The 23,385-nt window shown below is 62.8% G+C and carries 26 protein-coding genes; 12 read left to right on the top strand and 14 right to left on the bottom strand.

Translation table 11 applies throughout. The features are described 5' to 3' along the window. Positions 1–152: 152 nt before the first annotated feature. The gene (locus tag BLU85_RS01510; RefSeq protein WP_060741587.1) at positions 153–488 is read right to left on the bottom strand and encodes a hypothetical protein; all 336 of its coding nucleotides are present in this window, start codon (positions 486–488) and stop codon (positions 153–155) included. 246 nt (positions 489–734) lie between these two features. Between BLU85_RS01510 and BLU85_RS01515 the strand changes: the two genes are divergently transcribed. Then, positions 735–1,391 (top strand): polysaccharide lyase family 7 protein, encoded by a 657-nt coding sequence (locus BLU85_RS01515; RefSeq protein ID WP_092196889.1) that lies wholly within the window; start codon positions 735–737, stop codon positions 1,389–1,391. Positions 1,392–1,409: 18 nt separating this feature from the next. Here the strand turns inward: BLU85_RS01515 and BLU85_RS01520 are convergent, their stop codons facing one another. From BLU85_RS01520 to BLU85_RS01530, 3 genes are all read right to left on the bottom strand, one after another. Continuing rightward, entirely contained in the window at positions 1,410–2,642 is a 1,233-nt protein-coding gene (locus BLU85_RS01520; RefSeq protein WP_092196892.1) for a nucleoside permease, read from the bottom strand. A 191-nt stretch (positions 2,643–2,833) separates the two neighbouring features. Beyond that, positions 2,834–3,958, bottom strand: a complete 1,125-nt coding sequence (locus BLU85_RS01525) for a sugar phosphate isomerase/epimerase family protein (RefSeq protein ID WP_092196895.1) — start codon at positions 3,956–3,958, stop codon at positions 2,834–2,836. Further along, positions 3,922–5,097, bottom strand: coding sequence for a Gfo/Idh/MocA family protein (locus BLU85_RS01530; RefSeq protein ID WP_092196898.1), 1,176 nt, complete (start codon positions 5,095–5,097; stop codon positions 3,922–3,924). The genes BLU85_RS01525 and BLU85_RS01530 overlap by 37 nt, the downstream gene beginning before the upstream one ends. 164 nt (positions 5,098–5,261) lie before the next feature. Here BLU85_RS01530 and BLU85_RS01535 point away from each other — a divergent pair, with 164 nt between their 5' ends. Further along, the gene (locus tag BLU85_RS01535) at positions 5,262–6,260 is read left to right on the top strand and encodes a LacI family DNA-binding transcriptional regulator (RefSeq protein ID WP_092196901.1); all 999 of its coding nucleotides are present in this window, start codon (positions 5,262–5,264) and stop codon (positions 6,258–6,260) included. A 171-nt stretch (positions 6,261–6,431) separates the two neighbouring features. Here the strand turns inward: BLU85_RS01535 and BLU85_RS01540 are convergent, their stop codons facing one another. Both BLU85_RS01540 and BLU85_RS01545 read right to left on the bottom strand, forming a co-directional pair. After that, positions 6,432–7,523 (bottom strand): SMP-30/gluconolactonase/LRE family protein, encoded by a 1,092-nt coding sequence (locus tag BLU85_RS01540; RefSeq protein WP_092196904.1) that lies wholly within the window; start codon positions 7,521–7,523, stop codon positions 6,432–6,434. A gap of 96 nt (positions 7,524–7,619) precedes the next feature. After that, positions 7,620–8,750: a sensor histidine kinase gene (locus BLU85_RS01545; protein WP_092196907.1), complete on the bottom strand. Its 1,131-nt coding sequence runs from the start codon at positions 8,748–8,750 to the stop codon at positions 7,620–7,622. 321 nt (positions 8,751–9,071) lie between these two features. Between BLU85_RS01545 and BLU85_RS01550 the strand changes: the two genes are divergently transcribed. Further along, positions 9,072–10,037 carry an EamA family transporter gene (locus tag BLU85_RS01550; RefSeq protein ID WP_092196910.1) on the top strand — a complete coding sequence of 322 codons (966 nt, stop codon included), beginning with the start codon at positions 9,072–9,074 and terminating at the stop codon, positions 10,035–10,037. A gap of 5 nt (positions 10,038–10,042) precedes the next feature. Here BLU85_RS01550 and BLU85_RS01555 read toward each other — a convergent pair whose 3' ends face one another. Continuing rightward, on the bottom strand, positions 10,043–10,576 hold the full coding sequence (locus BLU85_RS01555; protein ID WP_092196914.1) for a cysteine hydrolase family protein: 534 nt from the start codon (positions 10,574–10,576) through the stop codon (positions 10,043–10,045). A gap of 40 nt (positions 10,577–10,616) precedes the next feature. Beyond that, a complete protein-coding gene (ggt, locus tag BLU85_RS01560) occupies positions 10,617–12,344 on the bottom strand; it encodes a gamma-glutamyltransferase (protein WP_092196916.1) in 1,728 nt (575 codons plus the stop codon). 164 nt (positions 12,345–12,508) lie between these two features. Between ggt and BLU85_RS01565 the strand changes: the two genes are divergently transcribed. Next, on the top strand, positions 12,509–12,937 hold the full coding sequence (locus BLU85_RS01565) for a GNAT family N-acetyltransferase (RefSeq protein ID WP_092196919.1): 429 nt from the start codon (positions 12,509–12,511) through the stop codon (positions 12,935–12,937). Positions 12,938–13,066: 129 nt separating this feature from the next. Here the strand turns inward: BLU85_RS01565 and BLU85_RS01570 are convergent, their stop codons facing one another. Then, positions 13,067–13,417, bottom strand: coding sequence for a hypothetical protein (locus BLU85_RS01570; RefSeq protein ID WP_060741574.1), 351 nt, complete (start codon positions 13,415–13,417; stop codon positions 13,067–13,069). 139 nt (positions 13,418–13,556) lie between these two features. On the opposite strand from BLU85_RS01570, the gene BLU85_RS01575 reads away from it, so the two are divergent. From BLU85_RS01575 to BLU85_RS01610, 8 genes are all read left to right on the top strand, one after another. Further along, positions 13,557–13,817, top strand: coding sequence for a hypothetical protein (locus BLU85_RS01575; RefSeq protein WP_092196922.1), 261 nt, complete (start codon positions 13,557–13,559; stop codon positions 13,815–13,817). 2 nt (positions 13,818–13,819) lie between these two features. Beyond that, positions 13,820–14,155, top strand: coding sequence for a DUF6388 family protein (locus BLU85_RS01580; protein ID WP_092196925.1), 336 nt, complete (start codon positions 13,820–13,822; stop codon positions 14,153–14,155). Between the two features lie 264 nt (positions 14,156–14,419). Continuing rightward, positions 14,420–14,812, top strand: coding sequence for a sulfurtransferase complex subunit TusD (gene tusD / locus BLU85_RS01585; protein WP_060743167.1), 393 nt, complete (start codon positions 14,420–14,422; stop codon positions 14,810–14,812). Beyond that, positions 14,812–15,174, top strand: a complete 363-nt coding sequence (tusC, locus tag BLU85_RS01590) for a sulfurtransferase complex subunit TusC (RefSeq protein WP_092196928.1) — start codon at positions 14,812–14,814, stop codon at positions 15,172–15,174. Before tusD ends, tusC begins: the two co-directional genes overlap by 1 nt. Continuing rightward, positions 15,174–15,467 (top strand): sulfurtransferase complex subunit TusB, encoded by a 294-nt coding sequence (gene tusB / locus BLU85_RS01595; RefSeq protein ID WP_092196930.1) that lies wholly within the window; start codon positions 15,174–15,176, stop codon positions 15,465–15,467. Before tusC ends, tusB begins: the two co-directional genes overlap by 1 nt. Beyond that, entirely contained in the window at positions 15,464–15,799 is a 336-nt protein-coding gene (locus BLU85_RS01600) for a TusE/DsrC/DsvC family sulfur relay protein (RefSeq protein WP_060741569.1), read from the top strand. Before tusB ends, BLU85_RS01600 begins: the two co-directional genes overlap by 4 nt. Next, a complete protein-coding gene (locus BLU85_RS01605) occupies positions 15,796–16,797 on the top strand; it encodes a glycosyl transferase family protein (RefSeq protein ID WP_092196932.1) in 1,002 nt (333 codons plus the stop codon). Before BLU85_RS01600 ends, BLU85_RS01605 begins: the two co-directional genes overlap by 4 nt. Before the next feature lie 88 nt (positions 16,798–16,885). Next, a complete protein-coding gene (locus BLU85_RS01610) occupies positions 16,886–17,890 on the top strand; it encodes a glutathione S-transferase family protein (RefSeq protein WP_092196934.1) in 1,005 nt (334 codons plus the stop codon). Between the two features lie 240 nt (positions 17,891–18,130). Here the strand turns inward: BLU85_RS01610 and cysG are convergent, their stop codons facing one another. The 5 genes from cysG to lolA form a co-directional block, all read right to left on the bottom strand. Beyond that, a complete protein-coding gene (gene cysG, locus BLU85_RS01615; protein ID WP_092196937.1) occupies positions 18,131–19,525 on the bottom strand; it encodes a siroheme synthase CysG in 1,395 nt (464 codons plus the stop codon). Further along, positions 19,526–20,806 (bottom strand): serine--tRNA ligase, encoded by a 1,281-nt coding sequence (gene serS, locus BLU85_RS01620; RefSeq protein ID WP_025213005.1) that lies wholly within the window; start codon positions 20,804–20,806, stop codon positions 19,526–19,528. 15 nt (positions 20,807–20,821) lie between these two features. Next, complete coding sequence (crcB, locus tag BLU85_RS01625) at positions 20,822–21,196, bottom strand: fluoride efflux transporter CrcB (RefSeq protein WP_018608522.1); 375 nt, start codon at positions 21,194–21,196, stop codon at positions 20,822–20,824. Continuing rightward, on the bottom strand, positions 21,193–22,518 hold the full coding sequence (locus tag BLU85_RS01630; RefSeq protein WP_092196940.1) for a replication-associated recombination protein A: 1,326 nt from the start codon (positions 22,516–22,518) through the stop codon (positions 21,193–21,195). Before BLU85_RS01630 ends, crcB begins: the two co-directional genes overlap by 4 nt. 200 nt (positions 22,519–22,718) lie before the next feature. After that, positions 22,719–23,342 (bottom strand): outer membrane lipoprotein periplasmic chaperone LolA, encoded by a 624-nt coding sequence (gene lolA / locus BLU85_RS01635; protein ID WP_092196943.1) that lies wholly within the window; start codon positions 23,340–23,342, stop codon positions 22,719–22,721. Positions 23,343–23,385: the final 43 nt, after the last annotated feature.

The following is a 23,385-nucleotide window of genomic DNA, read 5'->3' on the forward strand; positions in this document are numbered from 1 at the left end:
GGGCCCGTAAGAGCTGACGAGTGAAGCGAGGCTGCGATCTTTGCGCTGACACTTGATCCCCAGTGAAAGATCAAAAGATCGCAGCCTTCGGCAGCTCCTACAGCGCTTACCTGCTGCTTCAAAGGTAAGCTCGCCCACTTTAGAGCTGGGTGTTACTGAACGCTTTTCAGCTTGACCACATCACCGGACACCGAGGTGGTGTAGCCGGTCAGGACCCAGGCCCAGAACCAGTTTTCCTGGACTTGGGTGTTGATCATGGCGTCGCCGCCCTTGGCCTTGATCGCCGCGGTCTGGGCGCGCACGAAACGGTTGTTCTGCTGGATCGGGATCAGGCCGAACAGCAGCAGGCCGGTGGCCTTGGCTTCACTGTGGCCGACAACGGTGTACTGGGTGCTGTCGTATTGCTGGGTTTTCATCGGGGTGCCGGTGCAACCCGCCAGGGCCAGGCCGAACAGTGCGCAGGCGACAACTTTGCTGATGTGGTTCATTTAACGCTCCATGGGAAGACGCCCGGGATCCGTCTCTCGGGCGGCGCGTACTCTAACCGATCAGTCATGAATTGACACACCCTAATCCGCCCAATTCAGTGCCTGAAAGGCTCGCCGCAGAGCCATCCGTCAGGTGCGCCTCCAGCGAAACAGACCCTTGTCGATAACATGAAAACTGCGCCACGGAAGGCAGTTTCTGTCTTGACGGCCGCCAGGTAGCGGCCGGTCCCGTTGGAGGGTTTTATCGTGATTGACCTGACTGTCTGGAACATTACCCTGCCGGTGCAAACGCCGGCGCAGGTCGTGGCGACCAAAGCCATGCCGGCGCTGAAAAACAAGTATTTCGACAATGACGGCCAGCGGATCGTCTTCTGGGCGCCGGTCACCGGTTCCCATACCGGTAAAAGCGAATACCCGCGATCCGAGCTGCGGGAAACCAGCAAGGACGGCAAACTGCGCAACTGGCGCTACAACAGCGGCACCAATGCCCTCAAGGGCACCCTGGCGGTGAACCAGGTACCTTCCGAAGGTCGGGTGGTGGTGGCGCAGATCCACGCCAAGGATGCACCGACGCCGTTGTTGAAACTGGTGTACCGCTACGCCAAGGGCACCGGCAATATCGACGTGGAATACCGGGTCAAGCCCAAGGACCAGAAAAGCCCGGTGATCTACACCGTGCCAAACGTACCGTTGAACAAGGCCTTCTCCTATTCGCTGCAAATGGACAAGCAAGGCCTGCTCTCGGTGCTGATCGGCAGCACAGGCAAACAGGTGAAGTTGGACCCGTCCTGGTACGGCTATGACTTCTATTTCAAGGCCGGCGTCTACACCCTGGACAACGTCGGTTATGCCAGCGAAGGTGGGAAAGTGACCTACACCAAACTGGACGTCAGCCACAAATGACTGACGCCCAACCCTGCTTCAGGCCTTTGACGACGCAACGAGCGCCTGCTGGCCACGGAAGGTAAACAGGAAGCAGACCAACACCAACAGCGCGAAACCGGCTGGGAACAGCCAGATGCTCTGCCAGTCATGACCGCCCGCCACGACAAATTGATCGGTCACCTGCCCCGCCACCCAGAAGCCGATCAGCATCCCCACGCCATAGGTCGCCAGGGTAATCAGGCCCTGGGCCGAGCTGCGAAAGCGCTCCGGTGCCTTGGCGTCGGTGTAGATCTGCCCCGAGACAAAAAAGAAGTCGTAGCAAACGCCGTGCAAGGCAATGCCGGTGAACAGCATGAACGCCAGGTCGCCGTTATTGCCGTAGGCGAACAACACGTAGCGCAGCGCCCAGGCCAACATGCCCACCAACAGTGCCAGCTTGATGCCGAAGCGCTGGATGAACAGCGGCAACAGCAGCATGAACAACACTTCCGAGACCTGCCCGATGGCCATCTTCGCCGTTGGGTTGGTCATCCCGGTTTCGGCCAGGAACGGGTTGGCATTCTGGTAATAGAACGCCAGGGGAATGCAGATCAGGATCGAGGCGATGAAGAACACCAAGTAGCTGCGATCTTTCAACAGGCCCAACGCGTCCAGCCCCAGCAGTTGCTTGACGCCGCCCGCGCTGGCCTGTTCCCTGAGCGGCGCCGTGGCCGGCAGCGAGAAGCTGTAGAGCCCCAAGACCAAGGACGCGATGGCCGCCATCAGGAACGTATTGCGCAAGGCGCCTGCCGAGATCGCTTCGCGCGAATCCCAGGCGAACACGAAGCTGATCACTACGCCGGCGACGATCCAGCCAAGGGTGCCCCACACCCGGATGCGGGAGAACTCCAGCGCCGGATCGCGCATCTGCCGGAACGCCACGGAATTGACCAGGGCCAGCGTCGGCATGTAGACCACCATGTACACCAGCACGTACGGGTAGAACACGCTGAAATCCGCCGCCGAATACAGCTGATACAGCAATACCGCGCCGAGCAGGTGCAACACCGCCAGGATCCGTTCGGCGTTGAAAAAGCGGTCGGCGATCAGGCCGATGACGAACGGCGCAATGATCGCCCCCCACGATTGCGTGGAGAACGCCATGCCGATCTGCCCACCGCTGGCGCCCAGCGTGCTGGACAGGAAGGTGCCGAGGGTGACGAACCAGCCACCCCAGATAAAGAACTGCAGGAACATCATCACGCTGAGGCGTGCATTCATCGTGGTCATGAGCGTCACCGTTTTATTGTTGTTCTTGTGGAAATGGCGTTTTGCAGAGCTCCTGTGGCGAGGGGATTTATCCCCGCTGGGCTGCGAAGCAGCCCCAAAAAACAGTCGACTCAATCAACCTGGGCGAACCGGGATGCCAGGGTTTAGGACTGCTTCGCAGCCCAACGGGGATAAATCCCCTCGCCACAGGGTTATGTCATTGGCATTGGGGGCAAGCCCAACAACCGCCGGTTGGAGTCCTCATCCGCCGTGACGCTGGCGAAATCGTCGAACGCCTTGCCGGTCTTGCTGATCATGTGCCGCTGGATGAACGCCGCCCCTTCTGCGGCGCCCTGTTGCGAATCCTTCAGGCAACATTCCCATTCCAGGACCGCCCAACCGCTGAAATCGTATTGGGTCAGCTTGCTGAAGATCGATTTGAAATCGATCTGGCCATCGCCCAGCGAACGGAACCGCCCGGGACGATCGACCCAGCCCTGGTAGCCGCCGTACACCCCGGATCGGGCATCGGGGCGGAATTCGGCGTCCTTGACGTGGAACATGCGGATCCGTGCGTGGTAACGGTCGATGAAGCCCAGGTAGTCCATCTGTTGCAGCAGCAGATGACTGGGGTCGTAGAGAATCGCCGCCCGCGGGTGATGATCGACCGCCTCCAGGAAACGTTCGAACGAGGCACCGTCGTGGAGGTCTTCGCCGGGGTGGATTTCGTAGCACAGGTCCACCCCCGCCGCGTCGAAGGCATCGAGAATCGGCAACCAGCGCCGGGCCAGTTCGGCGAACCCCTGCTCCACCAGGCCCACCGGCCGCTGCGGCCAGGGGTAGAAATACGGCCACAGCAGCGCGCCGGAAAACGTCGCATGGGCCTTGAGACCCAACCTCTGGCTGGCGCGGGCGGCCAGCTTGAGTTGCTCGATCGCCCACTCGGTCCGTGCCTGGGGCTGGCCGCGCAAATGGGCTGGGGCGAAATCATCGAACAGCGCGTCGAACGCCGGGTGCACCGCCACCAACTGGCCTTGCAGATGCGTCGATAATTCGCTGATCTCGACACCGGCCTGGGCACAGGTGGCCTTGAGCTCATCGCAATAGGCCTGGCTCTCGGCGGCCCGGGGCAGGTCTATGTATTGGGTGCCCGATGTCGGCAGCTGAATGGCCTTGTAGCCTTGTGAAGCGGCCCACTGGGCGATGTTGGCCAGGGTGTCGAACGGGACTTCGGCGGACATGAACTGCGCCAGGAAAATGCCCGGGCCGCGCAGGCCGCTCGGTGTCTTGTCGAGGGTATTCACAACAGGGATGCTCCGGTTTGCACGGCGGTCCATTTCGCCTCGCCACGGTGATTGAGAATGGCGGCCTCAATGAATGCCATGCCACGCAAGCCGATCTCGATGCCGGGTACGCCCGGGGCGTCGGGGCCTTCGACATGGCTGCGAATGGCGTGGGCGAAATCGCCGTAGAGGTTGGCCATGGCTTCCAGGTAGCCTTCGGGATGCCCGGCCGGCAGACGCATGCGCCGCGTGGCCGCCTCGCACAGCCACGGCTGGCCGAGGCCACTACGCAGGGTGCGCAACGGCTGGTCGAAGGCGCGATGGATCAGGCTCGCCGGCTCTTCCTGGCGCCACTCCAAGGCGCCCTTGTCGCCATAGACGCGAATCTTCAGCGGGTTCTCTTCGCCGGTGCAGACCTGGCTGGCGATCAACACGCCGCTGGCGCCACCCGCCATCTTGAACAGCATCGCCGCATCGTCATCCAGTTGCCGCCCCGGAATGTGCGTGCCCAACGCAGCACATAGTTGCTGGATCGGTTGGTCCGCGACGAACTCGGCCAGGGAAAACGCATGGGTACCAATGTCGCCGATGCAACCGCCCAGGCCGGACTGGTCGGGATCGTCGCGCCACTCGGCCTGTTTATTGCCCTGGGCGGCGACATCCTGGCTGAGCCAGCCTTGGGGGTACTCGACCAGCACTTTGCGCACCTGGCCGATCACGCCCGAGCGCACCATGTCCCGGGCCTGCCACACCATGGGATAGCCCAGGTAGGTGTGGGCCAGGCCATAGAGGCAACGGCTGCCGTGCAGCACCTCGCGCAGGTCCAGCAATTGCTTGAGGTCCAGCGCGGCGGGCTTCTCGCTGAACACATGGAAACCGGCTTTCAAGGCCTGGCTGGCGATGGGTGCATGAAGATGATTGGGGGTGACGATGACCAGCAACTCCATGCGCTGATCAAGCGGCAGCAGCGCTTCGGTGTCGAGCATTTGCTGCCAGTCGTGATAACAACGGGATGCGACCAGGCCCAGGGCCGTACCCGTCTGCCGAGTGTTGTGCGGGTCGCGACTGAACGCGCCGCACACCAGTTCGAAACCGCCGTCCAGGCCCGCGGCCTGGCGGTGAGCCTGGCCGATGAAAGCCCCCTCTCCACCGCCGACGAAGCCCATTCTTATTTTCGGTGCTACAGGATTCATCGCGATTCTCTTCCTGTCAGGATGATAATGTAACCGGTTACATCATAGCGGAAATCTAGGCTCAGTTTCCCCGCGTGTCAAACCCACAGGGTCACCCTGGAATATTTGTGAGGCGCTCAACCTGCGGTAAGCTCCCCACCGTACCCCCTGTTCCCGAGGTGATTTTGTCCAACATTCGTGAGGTGGCCCGGCTGGCGGGTGTTTCGGTGGCCACGGTGTCCAGAACCCTGAAATCGCCCGAGCGGGTACTCCCCGAAACACGGGACAAGGTCAACGCGGCAGTGGAACAGGCCGGCTATCGGCCCAACCTGATGGCGGTGCAGTTTCGCTCCCGCCGGACCGGCAACCTGGTGATCCTGGTGCCGGCCATCGCCAACACGTTTTTCGCCCGGGTCATCAGTGGCGCGCAACAGGCGGCGCAGGCGGCGGGTTATCGATTGCTGTTGTGCGACACCCAGGGTCGGGCGCAGATCGAGCGGGAATTCGCCGCCCTGGTCTACGCCCACCAGGCCGACGGAGTGATCCAGTTGCGTGCCAGCGATCCGTTCGAATCGATGCCCACTGGCGCCGACAGCCTGCCGCTGGTCAACGCCTGCGAAGTGGTCAAAGGTGCCCCCTACCCGACCATCAGTCTCGACAACCGCGCCGCCGCCCAGGCCATGACCGAGCACCTGATCGGCCTCGGCCATCGCCGCATCGGCATCATCAAGGGACCACGCAGCAGCCCCCTGACCCTGGACCGCGTGGCCGGCTACCAGGATGCCCTGCACCAGGCCGGCATCGCCGTCGACCCCAGCCTGATCTGCCATGGCGACTTCACCTTGAAGGCCGGTGACGACGGTGCCGGCGCGATGCTGGCGTTGGCCGATCGCCCCAGTGCGCTGTTCTGTGAAAACGACGAAATGGCCATCGGCGCGCTCAGGCGCATCAAGCGAATGGGCTTGCGAGTGCCCGAGGACATTTCCCTGGTGGGCTTTGACGACATCCCGTTCGCCGCCTACTGCGACCCGCCCCTGACCACCATTTCGCAGCCTGCCGAGATGTTTGGGCAAAAAGCGGTGGAGATGCTGATTGCCCTGATCGAGAAAAAGCCGATTGCCGAACGGCATGTGGTGTTGCCGTTTGAGTTGACGGTGCGGGGCAGTACAGCCCCTTTGGCATGACAAGGAACCTGTGGCGAGGGGATTTATCCCCGCTGGCCGCGAAGCGGCCCTAAAGCCTGGCATCTCGTGCATCAGGCTCATGAGGTTGACTGAGCTCAGGGCTGCTTCGCAGCCCAGCGGGGATAAATCCCCTCGCCACAATGGTCAACAGGCTGAAGATCAGTTGTTGCATCAGGCAAACGTCGCCCCCCGCGTATTCACGAACAGCGAATACAACGAGTGGCTGCCGGCCATGAACAACCGATTGCCTTCCCGGCCGCCGAAGCAGACGTTGGGGCAACGCTCCGGCAGGGAGATGTGCCCGATGGCCTTGCCTTCGGGGTTGAACACCCTTACGCCGTCGAGTTTTTCCAGGTCGGCCTTGGGGTCGCCATTGCCGCCCCAGCCGCACCAGAGGTTGCCGCTTTCATCGCACTTGATCCCATCGATCGCCGCGTAATCCAGGCCTTCGATGTGCTTGCGCCGCAAGCCCAGGGTGCCGTCGTCCTTGACGGTAATGGCCCAGATCAAGCGGTTGGGCTTGGCCCGGCCTTCGACCACATAGAGGATTTTTTCGTCCGGGGAAAAACACAACCCGTTCGGCCCCGCCAGGTCGTCGATCACCCGGCTGACCTTGCCGGTTTCGCCGTCGATGCGGTACACCGCGTGGGGCTGGACGGGCGTGACTTTGTGCCCCTCGTAGTTGTTGCCGGTCTGGAACGGTGGGTCGGTGAACCAGACCGAGCCATCGCGCTTGCACACAATGTCGTTGGGCGAGTTCAGCGGCTTGCCTTCGAAACTGTCCGCCAGCACGGTGATAGTGCCGTTGTGCTCGGTGCGGGTGATGCGGCGGCCTTCGCTGGCGGTGGTGGAACCTTCGCACACCAGCAGCCGGCCCTGGCGATCGCGGCACATGCCGTTGGAGAAGTTGGAATTCTCGCGGTAGACCGACAGGCCACCGGTAACTTCATCCCAGCGCACGATGCGGTTGTTGGGAATGTCGCTGACCAGCAGGTAACGACCATCACCGACCCACACCGGCCCTTCTGCCCAACGCAAACCGGTGGCGAGCTTCTCCACACTGGCGTTGAAGATGCGCAAGTCCATGAAGCTGGGGTCAAGAATGTTGATCAGCGGGTCTGGGTAACGCTGGCTCAAGGGCTCGGCCTGGGCGAGCCCGGGCAGGTTGCCAAGGGTGGCGGCGGCGGCCGAGACCACCAGGGATTTTTTCAGGAACACCCGGCGGCCCTGATCGGCGGCGGTTGCAGATTGCAAAACATCCATCGTGCGTCTCCGTTAATTATTATTGGACGGGACGACAGTTTTACTCCGTGATAAGACATCGTACAAGTATATGAAAAGGCTCATTCATACAGTCGATCAGTCCGGGTGCAGCGGTATACGCACGGTAAAGGTCGTGCCGACTCGCGCCTTCGAGTGAACCTCGATGGTGCCCTCATGGGCCGATACGATCGCAGAGGCGATGTGCAGGCCCAGCCCGAGCCCGGCCGTGGAACCGTACTGCATCTCCCCGCTGCGCAGATGCCGGATCATCGGGTTGAAAATGCTGGCCATGGCATCTTTCTCGATGGTCTTGCCCTGGTTGTTGATCGCGATCACTGCCACATCCTCTTCAGCGCTCATCGAAACGGTAATTGGCGTGCCTTCGGTGCCATGCTGCACGGCGTTGCCAATCAGGTTGGCGAAGACCTGCTCCATTCGGGCCTGATCGAACAGCCCCTCCAGGGCACCGGTCGCTTCAAAGATGATTTCGCTTTCCGGGTGATAGGCCCGCGCCTCCTCCACCATGCCTTCGCAGGCCGCCACCAGATCGCCGTTTAAGCGTCGCACCGGAATGCCGGAGCCGAGTTGGGTACGGGTGAAATCCAGCAGATCGCCGACGATTTTGTTGGCCCGCTTGACGCTGGTGTAGATGCGCGAAGTGATCTTGGTGGCTTTGGCGGGCAGGTCCACCGCCCGCAGCAGCACTTCGGAACTCAGCAGGATCGCACCCAAGGGGCTGCGCAGGTCGTGCCCGAGAATCCCGAGAAAGATGTTGCGCGACGCATCCACCGCCCCGGAGTAGCTAACGACAGACTCGGCCAAGGCCTGGTCCACGGCCTCGTTGAATCGAATCAGATCGTCCATGACCTGCTTGTGGTCCAACTGCGTGTGCGGCATCCAGAGCATAAGCACGCTGGTGCGCAGGGCCCGGTATTCGGAGACCATTTGCTCCACGGTAAAACCCGAAGACTGGCGGATGACCGCATGGGTTTCGGCGGCGGTTTCGACATCGGTCGCTGGCGCCTCCCCATGGGATTTGGCAATCGCCTCCTTGCGCGTTTGCGAGGTACGCAGGTCGGCGGCGATGGTGCGCAACATCTGTTCGGCATGGTCGCGCAGGGCAACGGAATCCATGCCAATGGACGCGGGGGTGATGGTTTTGGCGAAGTCTTCCCACGCCTGAAGAATCGGCTCGATATTGTCGAGAATGAAATCAGCCAGGCGCATGAGTTGTTCCGCAAGAAGGGCAAGGCTGTAAACGACACAGCGGCAAGATTGTTGTACAGCAAAGCGCCGGACAATGTGCGAGGCATACGCTGTGGCGAGGGAGCGTGCTCCCGCTTGAGTGCGAAGCGCTCATAAAAAAGGGCTGCTACGCAGCCCAGCGGGAGCAAGCTCCCTCGCCACAGGTTTTCCGACGGTCTCTTGAGTGGGCCTTGTCTGTTACCACCCCATGGGGTAAAAAGTCTCTAGTTGTACGACAACCTATAACTAAAAATAACCGCTCTGAGGCCTTTGGCCTTGTCGGCCGCCTTCGAGACACCTGCCATGACCCGTTCCACTGCCACACCTGATACCCCGGCGCCGTTACCCCGCCATCTCGCGGTGCTCGTCCTGCTGTGCATGGGCTGTGCCTTCGCCGGCAACCACGTCGCTGCCCGGGCCGCCTTCGACGACGGAGCCGGTGTGCTGCTGGCGATCCTGCTGCGCTCGGGTGGGACGCTGCTGGTATTGGCGGCGATGGTGCTCTGGCAACGCCAGCGTCTGCGCCTGCCGCCCGGTGCGTGGCGTTGGCAGTTGGCCCTGGGGTTGTTGATCGGCGCCCAGAGCCTGTGCCTTTACTCCGCCGTGGCGCGCGTGCCAGTGGCGTTGGCGCTGTTGGTGGGCAACGTGTTTCCGATCCTGCTGGCGTTGCTGACCTGGGCGCTGGGCGGGCCACGCCCGACGGCGCGCACAGCCGCGTTGATGGGCATGATCCTGGTGGGGCTGGTGTTCGTGCTGGAAGTGCCGGCACGCTTATCCTCCGCACAGGACGTCGGCCCGCAATGGTTGCTCGGGGTGGGCCTGGCCTTCTGCGCCGCCTGCGTGTTCGCCTGCGCGCTGTGGATCACCGACCACAAGTTGTCCCAGGTACGCGGTTCGGTACGCAGCCTGTTGACGATTTTCATCGTGTTCAGCAGCGTCAACCTCGCCGGCCTGACCGGTGCCCTGCCCGGCGGTTTCGATCTGCCGGCCAGCAGTACCGGCTGGCTCGCCCTGGCGACCCTGGTGGTGCTCTATGGCACCGGGTTCATCGTGCTGTTCATTTCCGTGCCCCGCCTGGACATGCCGCGCAACGCTCCGGTGATGAACATCGAACCGCTGGCGACACTGCTGATCGGCTGGCTGGTGCTGGACCAGATGCTCAACCCGGGCCAGGTGATGGGCGGCGCGATTGTGGTGACCGGCATCGTGCTGCTGACCTATCGCAAGGTTGAGCAGGCCAAGGTGCCTGTGGCTGAAACGGCGAATTGAACAGGCTACAGGCGGATTTCAGCAGCCGGCATTACATCAATCCGCGACACCGCACTGCTCAGTCGCCCCAGCCGGTTGTTGTGGTTGGCGATGATCTGCTCGGCCGCCATGCTGCCGTTGTCCACGGTGGAGTGGGCATCGGCCACCAGGACCACGTCGTACCCCAGGGCATGGGCCTGGCGCACGGTGGCATTGATGCAATAGTCGGTTTGCAGCCCGCAGATCACCAGGCGGTCGATGCCTCGGGCCTGCAACAACGGTTGCAGGTCGGTCTGGTAGAAAGCATCGGCGGTGGTCTTGCGCACCCGCAGGTCATCCGCCGCGGTCGACAGGCCGACGGCCAGTTGCCAGCCGGCGGCGCCATGGGTCAGCGCCCCTTCCAGCTCTTCATGCTGGATCAGGATCACCGTCCGGCCGGCAGCCCTGGCCCTGGCACCGAGGTCGCTGATGGTCCGGATGATGCGCTGGCTGTCGAAGCATTCCTCTTCACCGCTGCACAGCGCGTTCTGGACATCGACAATCAGCAATGCGCTGTTCATGACCTTCCCTCTTCAAACAGTGTCGCAGCCGCGCAACCCATCAATAACCCAGCGACAACCCGGTGTTGCGACGGGGGTCGTTGGCGCCATAGAAGCGGTTCTTGCCCACCGGCTTGCCGCCCAATGACGGCGCGCCGACCAGGATCGCGGCAATGTGGTTGGGGTCCTGCGGGCCGGCAAACTTGTGCCCCCAGCTCTCCAGCAGTTTCTGGGTATCGGGGCTGGCCGCGAACGTCTCCAGGTTGGTTTCCTCCGGCATCCATTGCTGGTGGAAACGCGGCGCATCGACCGCCTCCTGGAGGTTCATGCCGTAGTCGATCACGTTGAGGATGGTCAGCAACGTCGCGGTGATGATCCGGCTGCCGCCCGGGGTGCCCACCACCATGACCGTCTTGCCATCCTTGGTGACGATGGTCGGGCTCATGGATGACAGCGGTGCCTTGCCCGGCGCGATGGCGTTGGCCTCGCCCTGAACCAGGCCATACATGTTGGGCACGCCGACCTTGGCGGTGAAGTCGTCCATCTCATCGTTGAGAATCACCCCGGTCTTGCTCGCCATGACGCCCGCGCCGAACCAGTCGTTCAAGGTGTAGGTGACCGAAACGGCATTGCCCCATTTGTCGACGATGGAGTAATGGGTGGTGTTGCTGCCCTCATGGGGCGCCACGCCAGGCTTGATTTTCTGCGAGTCGCCGGCTTTTTGCGGCTCGATCGCGGCCCGCAGCCTGGCGGCGTAGGTCTTGTCCAGCAGATGGTCGATGGGGTTCTTCACGAAGTCCGGATCACCCAGGTAGCTGTTGCGGTCCACGTAGGCGTGGCGCATGGCTTCGATCTGATAGTGCATGCCCTGGGCCGAATGGAACCCCAACTCCTTCATCGGATAGCCGTCGAGGATGTTCATGATCTGGCACAGCACCACCCCGCCGGAACTGGGCGGCGGCGCCGAGATGATGTGGTAGCCACGGTAGTCGCACTCCACCGGGGCGAGCTCGCGGGTCTTGTACTTGTCCAGGTCGGCCTGGGTGATGATGCCTTTGTTGGCCTGGCTGGAGGTGACCAGGGCATCGGCGACCCAGCCCTTGTAGAAACCGTCGGCGCCCTTGGCGGAGATTTCCCGCAGGGTCTTGGCGAGATCCTTTTGCACCAGCTTCTGGCCGACCTGCATGGGCTCGCCGTTGTGCAGGAAGATCGCACCGGAGTCGCGCATGTCCTTCTTGAACACATCGGTGGCGGTTTCCAGCAGATCGACATCACCCTGTTCCAGGGCGAAGCCTTCCTCGGCGAACTTGATGGCCGGGGCGATCAATTCCGCCCGCGGTTTGCTGCCGTACTTGCTCAACGCCAGCTCCATGCCGGACACGGTGCCGGGCACGCCCACGGCCAGGTGGCCGCGGGTGCTGAGTTCGGGCACGACGTTGCCGTCCTTGTCCAGGTACATGTTGGCGGTGGCGGCCAGGGGGGCCTTTTCGCGGAAATCCAGGAACGTCTTGCGACCGTCGGCCAATTGCAGGGTCATGAAACCACCCCCGCCCAGGTTGCCCGCCGCCGGATACACCACCGCCAGGGCATAGCCCACCGCCACCGCCGCATCCACGGCATTGCCACCGTTCTTGAGCACGTCGACGCCAACATGGGTCGCCAGGTGCTGGGCGGTGACCACCATGCCGTTCTCGGCCGCCACCGGCGCCTGGGAAGCGGCGTACGCCGATAAACAACCGAGGGTCAATGACGTGGCGATGAGGGTCCGGGCCAAGGATTCGAACTTCATGAGTCGGTCTCTTCTTGTTTTTTGGGATAGGGATCGCTTCAAAAGCATTAGGCAGTATGGCTTGGTTTGCGTAATGCGCCTGTTTCCCCGCCGACCGGATGACGTCACGCCAGCCTTTGGGATAGGCTCCTGCGCTTGATCTTGACTGAATAGGGACATCGCCGATGACGCTACGAATCGAACGCACGGACACGCCCACCGACGAAGAGCGCCAAGCCATCCTCGCCCCGCTACGCGCCTTCAACACCGCCAAGACCGGTGGCAGTGCACCTGAACTGGTGGCCTGGCTGGTGCGGGACGAACAGGGCGAAATTGTCGGTGGGCTCTACGGCCGAGTGTTCTTTCGCTGGCTGTATATCGAGCTGCTGGTGGTGCCGGAACAGGCCCGGGGCCAGGGCACCGGCTCGACCCTGATGCAGATGGCCGAAGCACTGGCCCGGGAGAAAAACTGCGTGGGCATCTGGCTGGACACCTTCGACTTCCAGGCCCCGGCGTTCTACCGCAGACACGGTTTCACCGAGTGCGGCCAGATCGACGACTACCCGCCGGGCCACCAGCGCTTCTTCTTCCAGAAGCGCCTGGACACGGCTTGAAACGCAGCCCCTGTGGGAGCGAGCTTGCTCGCGATAGCCATTTAACAGTCAACATTTCTGTCGTCTGACCCGCCGCTATCGCGAGCAAGCTCGCTCCCACTTATGATCCGGGGCGTTAGTGCCAGCTGCTTACAAGCAAGTCGCCAACGCCGCCAACCGGCGCTTGGCCACAAAGTCGTCATGCTTGGCGTAATAACTCAACTCGGTGCCCGTCGCACCGGCGTGCAGATCGACAAACGATTCGGCGGAGCGGGTGTAGACCGTAGAGCCGCCTTTCTTACCCGGTTGCAGGTAGGCGCCGGCATCGACACCGAATACCGCTTCGTCCTGCCAGGAAAACTGCACGCACTGGGCCACGACCTGTTCCGGCTTGTCCGAGGTCAAGGTCTTGTAAGGGGCCTGGGTCCGAGCCTCGTTCATCGCCGAACCCGCGCAGCCGACCAGCAAAGTGGCGGCCAGGGCCACCGTCAACATTCGCATTGCGTTCACTCATCGAAAAAAAACGGACTGTAGCACTGCGGCCCGAGCCATCGTGCTGCTTTACTGAAATTTACCCGCGACAGCGAGCACCGATTCACGCAATCTGTCGCGCCATCGCCACCAGCCACGCGGAACACCCATGACCCCCAACGCCGAGTTCTACAAGCCCACCCCGGAATATGCCGACAAACTGATCAGCCAGATCGGCCAGACACCTTCGTGGATCGCCAAGCGAATCGGCGTCACCGACAAGCGGATTCGCTACATCCTCGACGGCGAACGCACCGTCAAGGGCGAAACCACGCCGATCCAGATGACCTACATCGAACAATTCGCCCTCGAATGCCTGGCGGCTGCGGCCAAGGCCAGCAAGAAGCAGTCTTCGTCTCCCAAGGAGTGACCATGGCGGCAACCGAACAGCAACACGAACGGGCCCTGGCGAAGTTCCTCGACGAGCACCCCGAACTGCGCCACGAACTGGACCACCTCAACCCGCTGCTGGCCCAGGCCAAGGGCGAGACCGCCGCGCAGTACCGCGACGAGCGCTTGCACGAAGCGTTCGAAGCCGAGGCCGAGCGCCTGGGCCTGTTTGCCTGGGAACTGACTTTGCAACTGACCGCCACCTCGCCCGAGGCGTACCAGGCCCAGCGCCTGGAGGTGCATAAGGAAGTGGCGGAGATGGCGGGGATGGCGTGGGCGGAGTATTGCCAGTTGCATGGCCTGAAGGCCAAGCCCTGACCCCTGTGGCGAGGAGCTTGCTCCCGCTGGGCCCGTAGGAGCTGCCGAGCGAAGCGAGGCTGCGATCTTTTGATCTTTCGCTTGAGACTCAATTGAATTCGAAAAGATCGCAGCCTCGCTTCGCTCGGCAGCTCCTACCATGCAATCGAGCAGGAGCAATCTTTGAATCCCCCTGATACAAACAGGTCTAGCCCCCTTTCCTGACAATCGCCCCACCGCCCATAAAGCTTTATCATGGCCGCAGTTTTGCTGATCGGGTCTGTCATGAAGTTCGCCATCGCGCTGTTTTCCGCCGCCCATGCGCCCTCCTCGCGCCGTGCCTTGCTGTTTGCCCAGGCGGCGCTGGCGGGTGGACATGAGATCGTGCGGCTGTTTTTCTATCAGGACGGCGTCTATAACGCCTGCGCCAGTGTCGTCACGCCCCAGGACGAACAGGACCTGCCCCAGCAGTGGCGCGCATTCGTCAGCGACAACCGGCTCGACGGCGTGGTCTGCATCGCCGCGGCGTTGCGTCGTGGCGTGTTGAACGAGGAAGAAGCCCAGCGTTACCAGCGTGCGGCGGCCAGTGTCGAAGCGCCCTGGGCCTTGTCCGGGCTCGGCCAGTTGCACGATGCGATCCAGGACGCCGACCGCTTGATCTGTTTTGGAGGCGCGTGATGGCCAAGTCTTTATTGCTGATCAGCCGCCAGGCCCCCTGGTCCGGCCCCGGCGCCCGTGAAGCCCTGGACATCGTCCTGGCCGGCGGTGCGTTCGACCTGCCCATCGGCCTGCTGTTTCTCGATGACGGCGTGTTCCAGCTCACCGCCGGCCAAAACGCCAAGGCGGTCCAGCAGAAAGACCTGAGCGCCAACCTGCAGGCATTGCCGATGTTCGGCGTCGAAGACCTGTTCCTCTGCGCCGACAGCGCCGCCGAACGCGGCGTCGCCAGCACTGCCCTGGCGCTGGGCGAGGTGAAAGTACTGAGTGCGCCGGACATCGCCGCGCTCATCGACCGTTACGACCAGGTGATCACCCTCTGATGTCGACTTTGCATGTGTTGTCTCATTCGCCCTTCGGCGATAACCGCCTCGCCAGTTGCCTGCGCGTGCTGGGCAATCAGGATGCGCTGCTGCTGTGCGGCGACGCGACGTACGCGTTGCAACCGGGCAGCCCACCGTTCGAACGGCTGCAGGCCGCCGGCGTGAAGCTGTTCGTGCTCGCCGAAGACCTCCAGGCCCGCGCCCTGGACACACCAGACTGGGCCGAAGCCATCAACTACTCAGGCTTCGTCGAGCTATCGATCGAGCACGACAAGGTCAACACCTGGTTATGAACACGCTGAACGTGGGCGACCGCGCCATCGCGCTGGACAAGGATGGCTACCTGGCCGACCTGGACGACTGGTCGGCCGAAGTCGCCACGGCCCTGGCCAGCGCCGAAGACATCGAGTTGAGCCCCGAACACTGGGAAATCCTTGAACTGCTACGGGGTTTCTACGACGAATTCCAGCTCTCCCCCGCGACCCGGCCGCTGATCAAGTACACGGCGCTGAAACTGGGGGCGGACAAAGGCAACAGCCTGCACCTGAACCGATTGTTCAAAGGCACTCCCGCCAAACTCGCCGCCAAGCTGGCGGGCCTGCCCAAACCGACGAATTGCTTATGACCGATTTTCCTGCACTGACCCTTGAGACCCCGGCCGAACACCCGTTCGCCCAGTTCGTGCGCATCCTTGGCAAAGGCAAGCGCGGCGCCCGCAACCTGACCCGCGAAGAAGCCCGCGAGGCCATGGGCATGGTGCTCGATGAAAAGGTCGAGGACACCCAACTGGGCGCCTTCCTGATGCTGCTGCGGCACAAGGAGGAAAGCGCCGAGGAAATGGCCGGCTTCACCGAAGCCCTGCGTGAACGCCTGGTGGTCCCGGCGTTGACGGTGGACCTCGACTGGCCGACCTACGCCGGCAAGAAGCGCCATTTGCCGTGGTACCTGCTGGCGGCCAAGTGCCTGGGGCAGAACGGCGTGCGGATTTTCATGCACGGCGGCGGCGCTCACACGGCCGGTCGCCTCTACACCGAACAATTGCTGGGCTTGCTGCAGATCCCGCTGTGCCGGGATTGGCAACAGGTCGGCAGCGCGCTGGACAACGGCGGCCTGGCCTTCATGCCGCTGGTGGACTGGGCGCCGCAAATGCAGCGGATGATCGACCTGCGCAACACCCTGGGCCTGCGCTCGCCGATCCATTCCCTGGCCCGGATTCTCAACCCACTGGCCGCCCGTTGCGGCTTGCAAAGTATCTTCCATCCGGGCTACCAGGCCGTGCACCGCGATGCCAGCGGCTTGCTCGGTGACACCGCCATCGTGATCAAGGGCGACGGCGGCGAAGTCGAGATCAACCCGGACGCCGACAGCCACCTGTATGGCACCACCGGCGGCGCCAGTTGGGACGAAGAATGGCCGCGCCTGGCCGAGCAGCGCCATGTCAAGCCGGAGAGCCTCGACCCCGAGCATTTGAAGGCGATATGGCGTGGTGACGTCGAGGACAGCTACCCGCAACTGGCGCTGATAGCCACCATGGCACTGGCCTTGCGCGGCCTGGGCCTGGCTCGCGAAGAAGCGTTCGATAAAGCCCGGCAGTATTGGGACGCGCGGGATCGTTCGATTTAACCGATCATTAACGCCCAACCTTTGCGCTTTTAGTTCGAACCTATGGGAATAGACTCGTCTCCAATGATCATTGAGCGAGGATATCCAGATGGGTTTGTTGGTCGAGGGCCGCTGGCAGGACCAGTGGTATGAAAGCAAGGACGGCACCTTCCAGCGCGAACAGGCGCAGCGCCGTCATTGGGTGACCGCCGATGGCAGCGCCGGCCCCTCGGGCGAGAGCGGCTTTGCCGCCGAGGCCGGACGCTACCATTTGTATGTCTCCCTGGCCTGCCCCTGGGCCCACCGCACGCTGATTTTCCGCAAGCTCAAAGGCCTGGAAGACCTGATCGATATCTCGGTGGTCAGCTACCTGATGCTGGAAAACGGCTGGACCTTCGACAAGGCCCACGGCTCCACAGGCGACAAACTCGACCCTCTGCAATTCCTGCATCAGCGCTACACCGCCGACACGCCGGACTACACCGGCCGCGTCACCGTGCCAGTGCTGTGGGACAAACGCGAGCAGCGCATCGTCAACAACGAATCGGCGGAAATCATCCGCATGTTCAACAGTGCCTTCGATGGTTTGACCGGCAACGACCTGGACCTGTATCCCGAGCACCTGCGCCGCGATATCGATGCCTTGAACGAGCGGATCTACCCGGCGGTCAACAACGGTGTGTATCGCGCCGGGTTCGCCACCACCCAAGCGGCCTACGAAGAAGCGTTCGACGGTTTATTCGCCGAACTGGACCGGCTGGAGACCTTGCTTGCGACCAAACGCTACTTGGCTGGCGAATACCTGACCGAGGCGGATATCCGCCTGTTCACCACGATCATCCGTTTCGACGCGGTGTATTTCGGTCACTTCAAATGCAACCTGCGGCGCATCGCCGATTATCCGAACCTGTCGAACTGGCTGCGGGAGCTGTACCAGTGGCCGGGCATTGCCGAAACCGTGGACTTCACCCATATCCAGGGCCATTACTACGGCAGCCACAAGACCATCAACCCTAACGGGATCGTGCCCAAGGGGCCGAAGCAGGACTTTACGGTCGCCCATGATCGGGAAAAATTGAGTGGGAAAGGGATCTGGCGGCAGACTGAGGATTGATCCGGAAAATCCGTTGTAGCTGAGGGCCTCATCGCGAGCAAGCTCAGCTCCCACATTGGATCTGCAGTGCGCCAAAAATCCCCTGTGGGAGCCGAGCTTGCTCACGATAGCGGTGGGTCAGCAGAGGTCATGTTGAGTGGGCCGCCCGCATCGCGAGCAAGCTCGCTCCCACACTGGATCTTCAGTACGCCAAAGGTCCCTGTGGGAGCGAGCTTGCTCGCGATCAGGGCGACGCGGTCTCTAGACCTGCCCCTGAGCCCCTTCAAACCAGGCCAGTTTCTCGCGTAACTGCACCACTTCCCCAACGATCACCAGCGTCGGCGCATGCACCTCATGCTCGGCCACCAGCCGTGGCAAGTCCGCCAAAGTACCGGTAAAGACCCGCTGGTTCGACGTGGTGCCCTGCTGGATCAATGCCGCCGGCGTATTCGCCGCGCGACCGTGCTTGATCAGCTCGTCGCAGATCATCGGCAGGCCGACCAAACCCATGTAGAACACCAGCGTCTGCGCTGGCGACACCAGGTCGGCCCACGGCAAGTCGCTGGTGCCGTCCTTGAGATGGCCGGTGATGAAACGCACCGATTGGGCGTAGTCGCGATGGGTCAGCGGGATCCCGGCGTAGGCCGCGCAACCACTGGCGGCGGTGATGCCCGGGACGACCTGGAACGGGATGCCATGGGCCGCCAGCTCTTCGATCTCCTCGCCACCACGGCCGAAGATGAACGGATCGCCGCCCTTCAACCGCACCACGCGCTTGCCCTGGCGAGCCAAGTCGACCAATTGCTGGTTGATCTGGTCCTGGGGTACGGCGTGGTCGGCCCGGCGCTTGCCGACATAGATGCGCTCGGCGTCGCGTCGGCACAGTTCGAGGATCGCCGGCGCCACCAGGCGGTCGTACAGCACCACGTCCGCCTGCTGCATCAAGCGCAAGGCGCGGAAGGTCAGCAGGTCCGGATCACCCGGACCGGCCCCCACCAGATAGACTTCGCCCGGCGCGTTCGGCGCCTGGCCGTCGATCTTTTCCCGCAGCAAGCGCTCGGCTTCGCCGCCCTGCCCGGCCAGTTGGCGGTCGGCGATAGGGCCTTGGAACACCTCTTCCCAGAACGCCCGGCGCTGCTGGACATCGGGAAACAGTTGCTTGACCTGATTGCGAAAACGCGCCGCCAGCCCGGCCAACTGCCCATAGGTCGAGGGAATCCAGGTTTCCAGCTTGGCCCGGATCAGCCGCGCCAACACCGGCGCGTCGCCACCACTGGACACCGCGATCACCAAGGGCGAGCGGTCGACGATTGCCGGGAAGATCACGCTGCACAGGGCCGGCGCGTCCACCACGTTGACCGGCACGCAACGCTTGTGGGCGTCGGCCGAGACCTGGGCATTGAGCGGTTCGTCGTCGGTGGCGGCAATGATCAGCCCGCAACCGTCCAGATCCGACTCAAGGTAACCGCGCTGGACACACTCGCCGCCGCTGCCACTGACCAGATCCCGCAACTGTGGTTCGATGTCGGGGGCGACCACCCGCAGCAACGCGCCGGCATCGGCCAGCAGGCGGGACTTGCGCAAGGCAATCTCGCCGCCGCCGACCACCAGCACGCGGCTGCCGCGCAGGTTGTGGAACAGTGGCAAATAGTCCATTTAGCCGATGACCTCGATACCACCCATGTAGGGTTTCAACACCTCGGGCACACGGATCGAACCGTCGGCCTGCTGGTAGTTCTCCAGCACCGCCACCAGGGTACGCCCCACCGCCAGGCCGGAGCCATTGAGGGTGTGGACCAGTTCCGGCTTGCCGGTTTCCGGGTTGCGGAAACGCGCCTGCATGCGGCGGGCCTGGAAGTCGCCGCAGTTGGAGCACGACGAAATCTCGCGGTATTTGTCCTGGCTCGGAATCCAGACTTCCAGGTCGTAGGTCTTGACCGCGCTGAAGCCCATGTCGCCGGTGCACAGCGCCAGGGTGCGATACGGCAGTTCCAGCAACTGCAGGACCTTCTCGGCGTTGGCGGTCAGGCTTTCCAGCGCTTCCATGGATTTCGACGGTTCGACAATCTGGACCATCTCGACCTTGTCGAACTGGTGCTGGCGGATCATGCCGCGGGTATCACGGCCCGACGCCCCGGCTTCACTGCGGAAGCACGGCGTGTGGGCGACGAATTTGATCGGCAGTTGCTTGGCGTCGACGATCTCGCCGGCCACGATGTTGGTCAGCGACACTTCGGCGGTCGGGATCAGGTACAGGTCGGCCTCGCCATCGCGGCTGATCTTGAACAGGTCTTCCTCGAACTTCGGCAACTGACCGGTGCCTTGCAAGGCCGGGGCCTGGACCAGGTACGGGGTGTAGGCTTCTTCGTAGCCGTGTTCGGTGACATGCAGGTTGATCATGAACTGCGCCAGGGCCCGATGCAGGCGCGCGATCGGCCCGCGCAACAGGGCAAAACGGGCGCCCGACAGCTTGGCGGCGGTTTCGAAGTCGAGCCAGCCGAACTTCTCGCCCAGGGCCACGTGGTCCTGCACCGGGAAATCGAAGGTTGTCGGCGTGCCCCAGCGGCGCACTTCGACGTTGCCGTCTTCGTCTTCACCCACCGGTACCGATTCGTGAGGCAGGTTCGGGATGCCCAGCAGGATCGAATCCAACTCGGTCTGGATCGCGTCCAGCTCGACCTTGCCCGCGCTCAATTCGCCCGCCATGCGCTCGACATCGGCCATCAGCGGTGCGATGTCTTCGCCACGCTGTTTGGCCTGGCCGATGGACTTGGAGCGCGCGTTACGTTCAGCCTGCAGGGCTTCGGTGCGGGTCTGGACGGTCTTGCGCTGTTCTTCCAGCGCTTCGATGCGCGCGACGTCCAGGGCAAAGCCACGGGAAGCCAGGCGGTCCGCTACGTCCTGGAGGTTGCTACGTAACAGTTTGGAATCGAGCATGTCGGTCTCTCGTTATCAAAGTTTGGTCAAGGACAGGCCAGCCCAGGTGGCGAGCAGCCCGCCGAATACGCTGATGGCCGCATAGCCCAGGGCCAGCGGCACCTGCCCGCTTTCCAGCAGGCGCACCGTATCCAGTGAAAAGGATGAAAAAGTCGTCAGGCCGCCGAGAAAGCCAACCATCAGCCCGGCCCGCACCTCGATGGGCACTTCCGGGCGAATCAAAAACAGACCGTATAGAACGCCGATCAGCAGACAGCCCACGATATTAACGGCCAGCGTCGCGGTATAGAAGTGCCGGGGCCAATTTGCGTTGATCCAGTTGCCCGTGGCGAAACGCAACAACGTGCCAGCGACACCGCCAGCGGAAACGGCGAGTATCAGGGGGATCAAGGTTTTCTCCGCTGTCGTGGACTCAGGCGATCCAGTTGTGCCAGGTGGTTGAGCTTCTCGCCGATCTTCAGTTCAAGGCCCCGGGGCACCGGCTGGTAGAAGCGCTGGGGTTCGAGTTCATCGGGGAAATAATCTTCGCCGGCGGCATAGGCGTCCGGCTCGTCATGGGCATAACGGTATTCTTCGCCGTAGCCCAGCTGCTTCATGAGCTTGGTCGGCGCGTTGCGCAGGTGCAGCGGCACTTCGAGGGAGCCGTGCTCTGTGGCGCTGCGCATCGCCGCCTTGAAGCCCATGTACACGGCGTTGCTCTTCGGCGCACAGGCCAGGTACGTGATGGCCTGGGCCACGGCGAGTTCACCTTCCGGGCTGCCGAGGCGCTCCTGCACGTCCCATGCCGCCAGGCACAGGCTCAGGGCCCGGGGATCGGCATTGCCGATGTCTTCGCTGGCCATGCGCACGACGCGCCGCGCCAGGTACAGCGGATCGCAACCGCCGTCGATCATGCGCGCAAACCAGTACAGGGCCGCGTCGGGGTTGGAACCGCGAATGGATTTGTGCAGCGCCGAAATCTGGTCGTAGAACGCCTCGCCGCCCTTGTCGAAGCGGCGCCGGGTATCGCCCAGCAGGCTTTGCAGCAGCTCGACGCCAATCTCGCTGTCGTCTTCGGCCAGGTCCGAGGCGTTTTCCAGCAGGTTGAGCAAGCGCCGGCCGTCGCCATCGGCGGCTGAAAACAGGATCTGGAAGCCTTCATCGCTGAGGCTCAAATGCCGCCTGCCCAAGCCGCGCTCCTCGGTCAGCGCCCGATGCACCAGCTTGCGCATCGCCGTCTCGTCGAGGCTCTTGAGTACATAGACCCGTGCCCGCGAGAGCAAGGCGTTGTTGAGTTCGAACGAAGGGTTTTCGGTGGTGGCACCGATGAAGATCAGCGTGCCGTCTTCGACGTAGGGCAGGAATGCGTCCTGCTGGGACTTGTTGAACCGGTGCACTTCGTCGACGAACAGGATCGTGCGCTTGCCGTACTGCCCAGCCTGCTGCTTGGCCACTTCCACCGCCTGGCGGATCTCCTTGACCCCGGCCAGCACCGCCGACACCGTTTCGAAGTGAGCGTCCGAGACTTCCGCCAGCAGCCGCGCCAGGGTGGTCTTGCCCACGCCCGGCGGGCCCCAGAAGATCATCGAGTGCAGGGCGCCCTGCTCCAGGGCCTCGCGCAGAGGCTTGCCGCGAGCGAGCACATGTTCCTGGCCGACGTACTCGTCCAGGTTGGTCGCGCGCAGGCGGGCCGCCAGTGGCTGGGCAATCGGGGCGCTTCGAAACAGGTCCATGATTACTACAAAACCTCCGCTGGGTCCTGTTGCCATTCCTCTCTGCCAGAGCAGATCCATGGGAGCCAATCTGTGGGAGCAAGGCTTGCCCGCGATTGCATCGTCTCGGTCCACCAGATGCACCGAGATGTTTGTATCGCGGGCAAGCCTTGCTCCCACAGACCTTTTCCCATAGGCCATTTCCAACAGGGGGCCAGTGTTTATTCCTGGATCACATCGGCACCCTTGGGGATGTCGAACTTGAACTTGGACGCGGCGATCGGCTCGTTGGCCTTGACCCCGGTGAACAGGATATTGGTGCGCTGGCCGACACTGTCGATCAATTGCATGTCGTTGACCAGGCCATTGCGGAACGACAGGCGCAGGCTGTCGAACAGGCTGTCCTTGGTCTTGGGCTTGAGGGTGAAGTCAATCACGCCGCCCGCTTCCTTGGCGCTGATGTCGAAGCTCTGGCTGATCTCGGAGATGTCGCCGGAGAGCAGCAAGGCCGGTGTCTGGGTCAGGCGCTGGTCGAGGGTCTTGATGGTCACCTGTTCCAGGTCCGGGTCCCACAGGGAGACTTTCTTGCCGTCGGACACCATCAGTTGTTCGGCTGGCGCATCCGTGTGCCAGTAGAACAGGCCCGGGCGCTGCAGGGCCATGTCGCCGGCGGTTTCCTGCAATTGGGTGCCACTGCCATCGAGGGTCAACTGGGAGAAACGTGCAGTCAGGGTCTGGGAGCCGCCCAGCAATTGGGTCAGGCGAGCCACGTCCTTTTCGCCGGCGTGGGCCGACAAGGTAGACAAGGCCAGTACGGGCAACAGCAACATGCGAATCAGGCGCATGGGAGTCCTCATGAAGTCGTGGGGGTTCGAGCGGTGCTTCGGC

The sequence above is a fragment of the Pseudomonas sp. NFACC14 genome, assembly GCF_900106885.1.
In the GTDB taxonomy this organism is placed as follows: domain Bacteria; phylum Pseudomonadota; class Gammaproteobacteria; order Pseudomonadales; family Pseudomonadaceae; genus Aquipseudomonas; species Aquipseudomonas fluorescens_AA.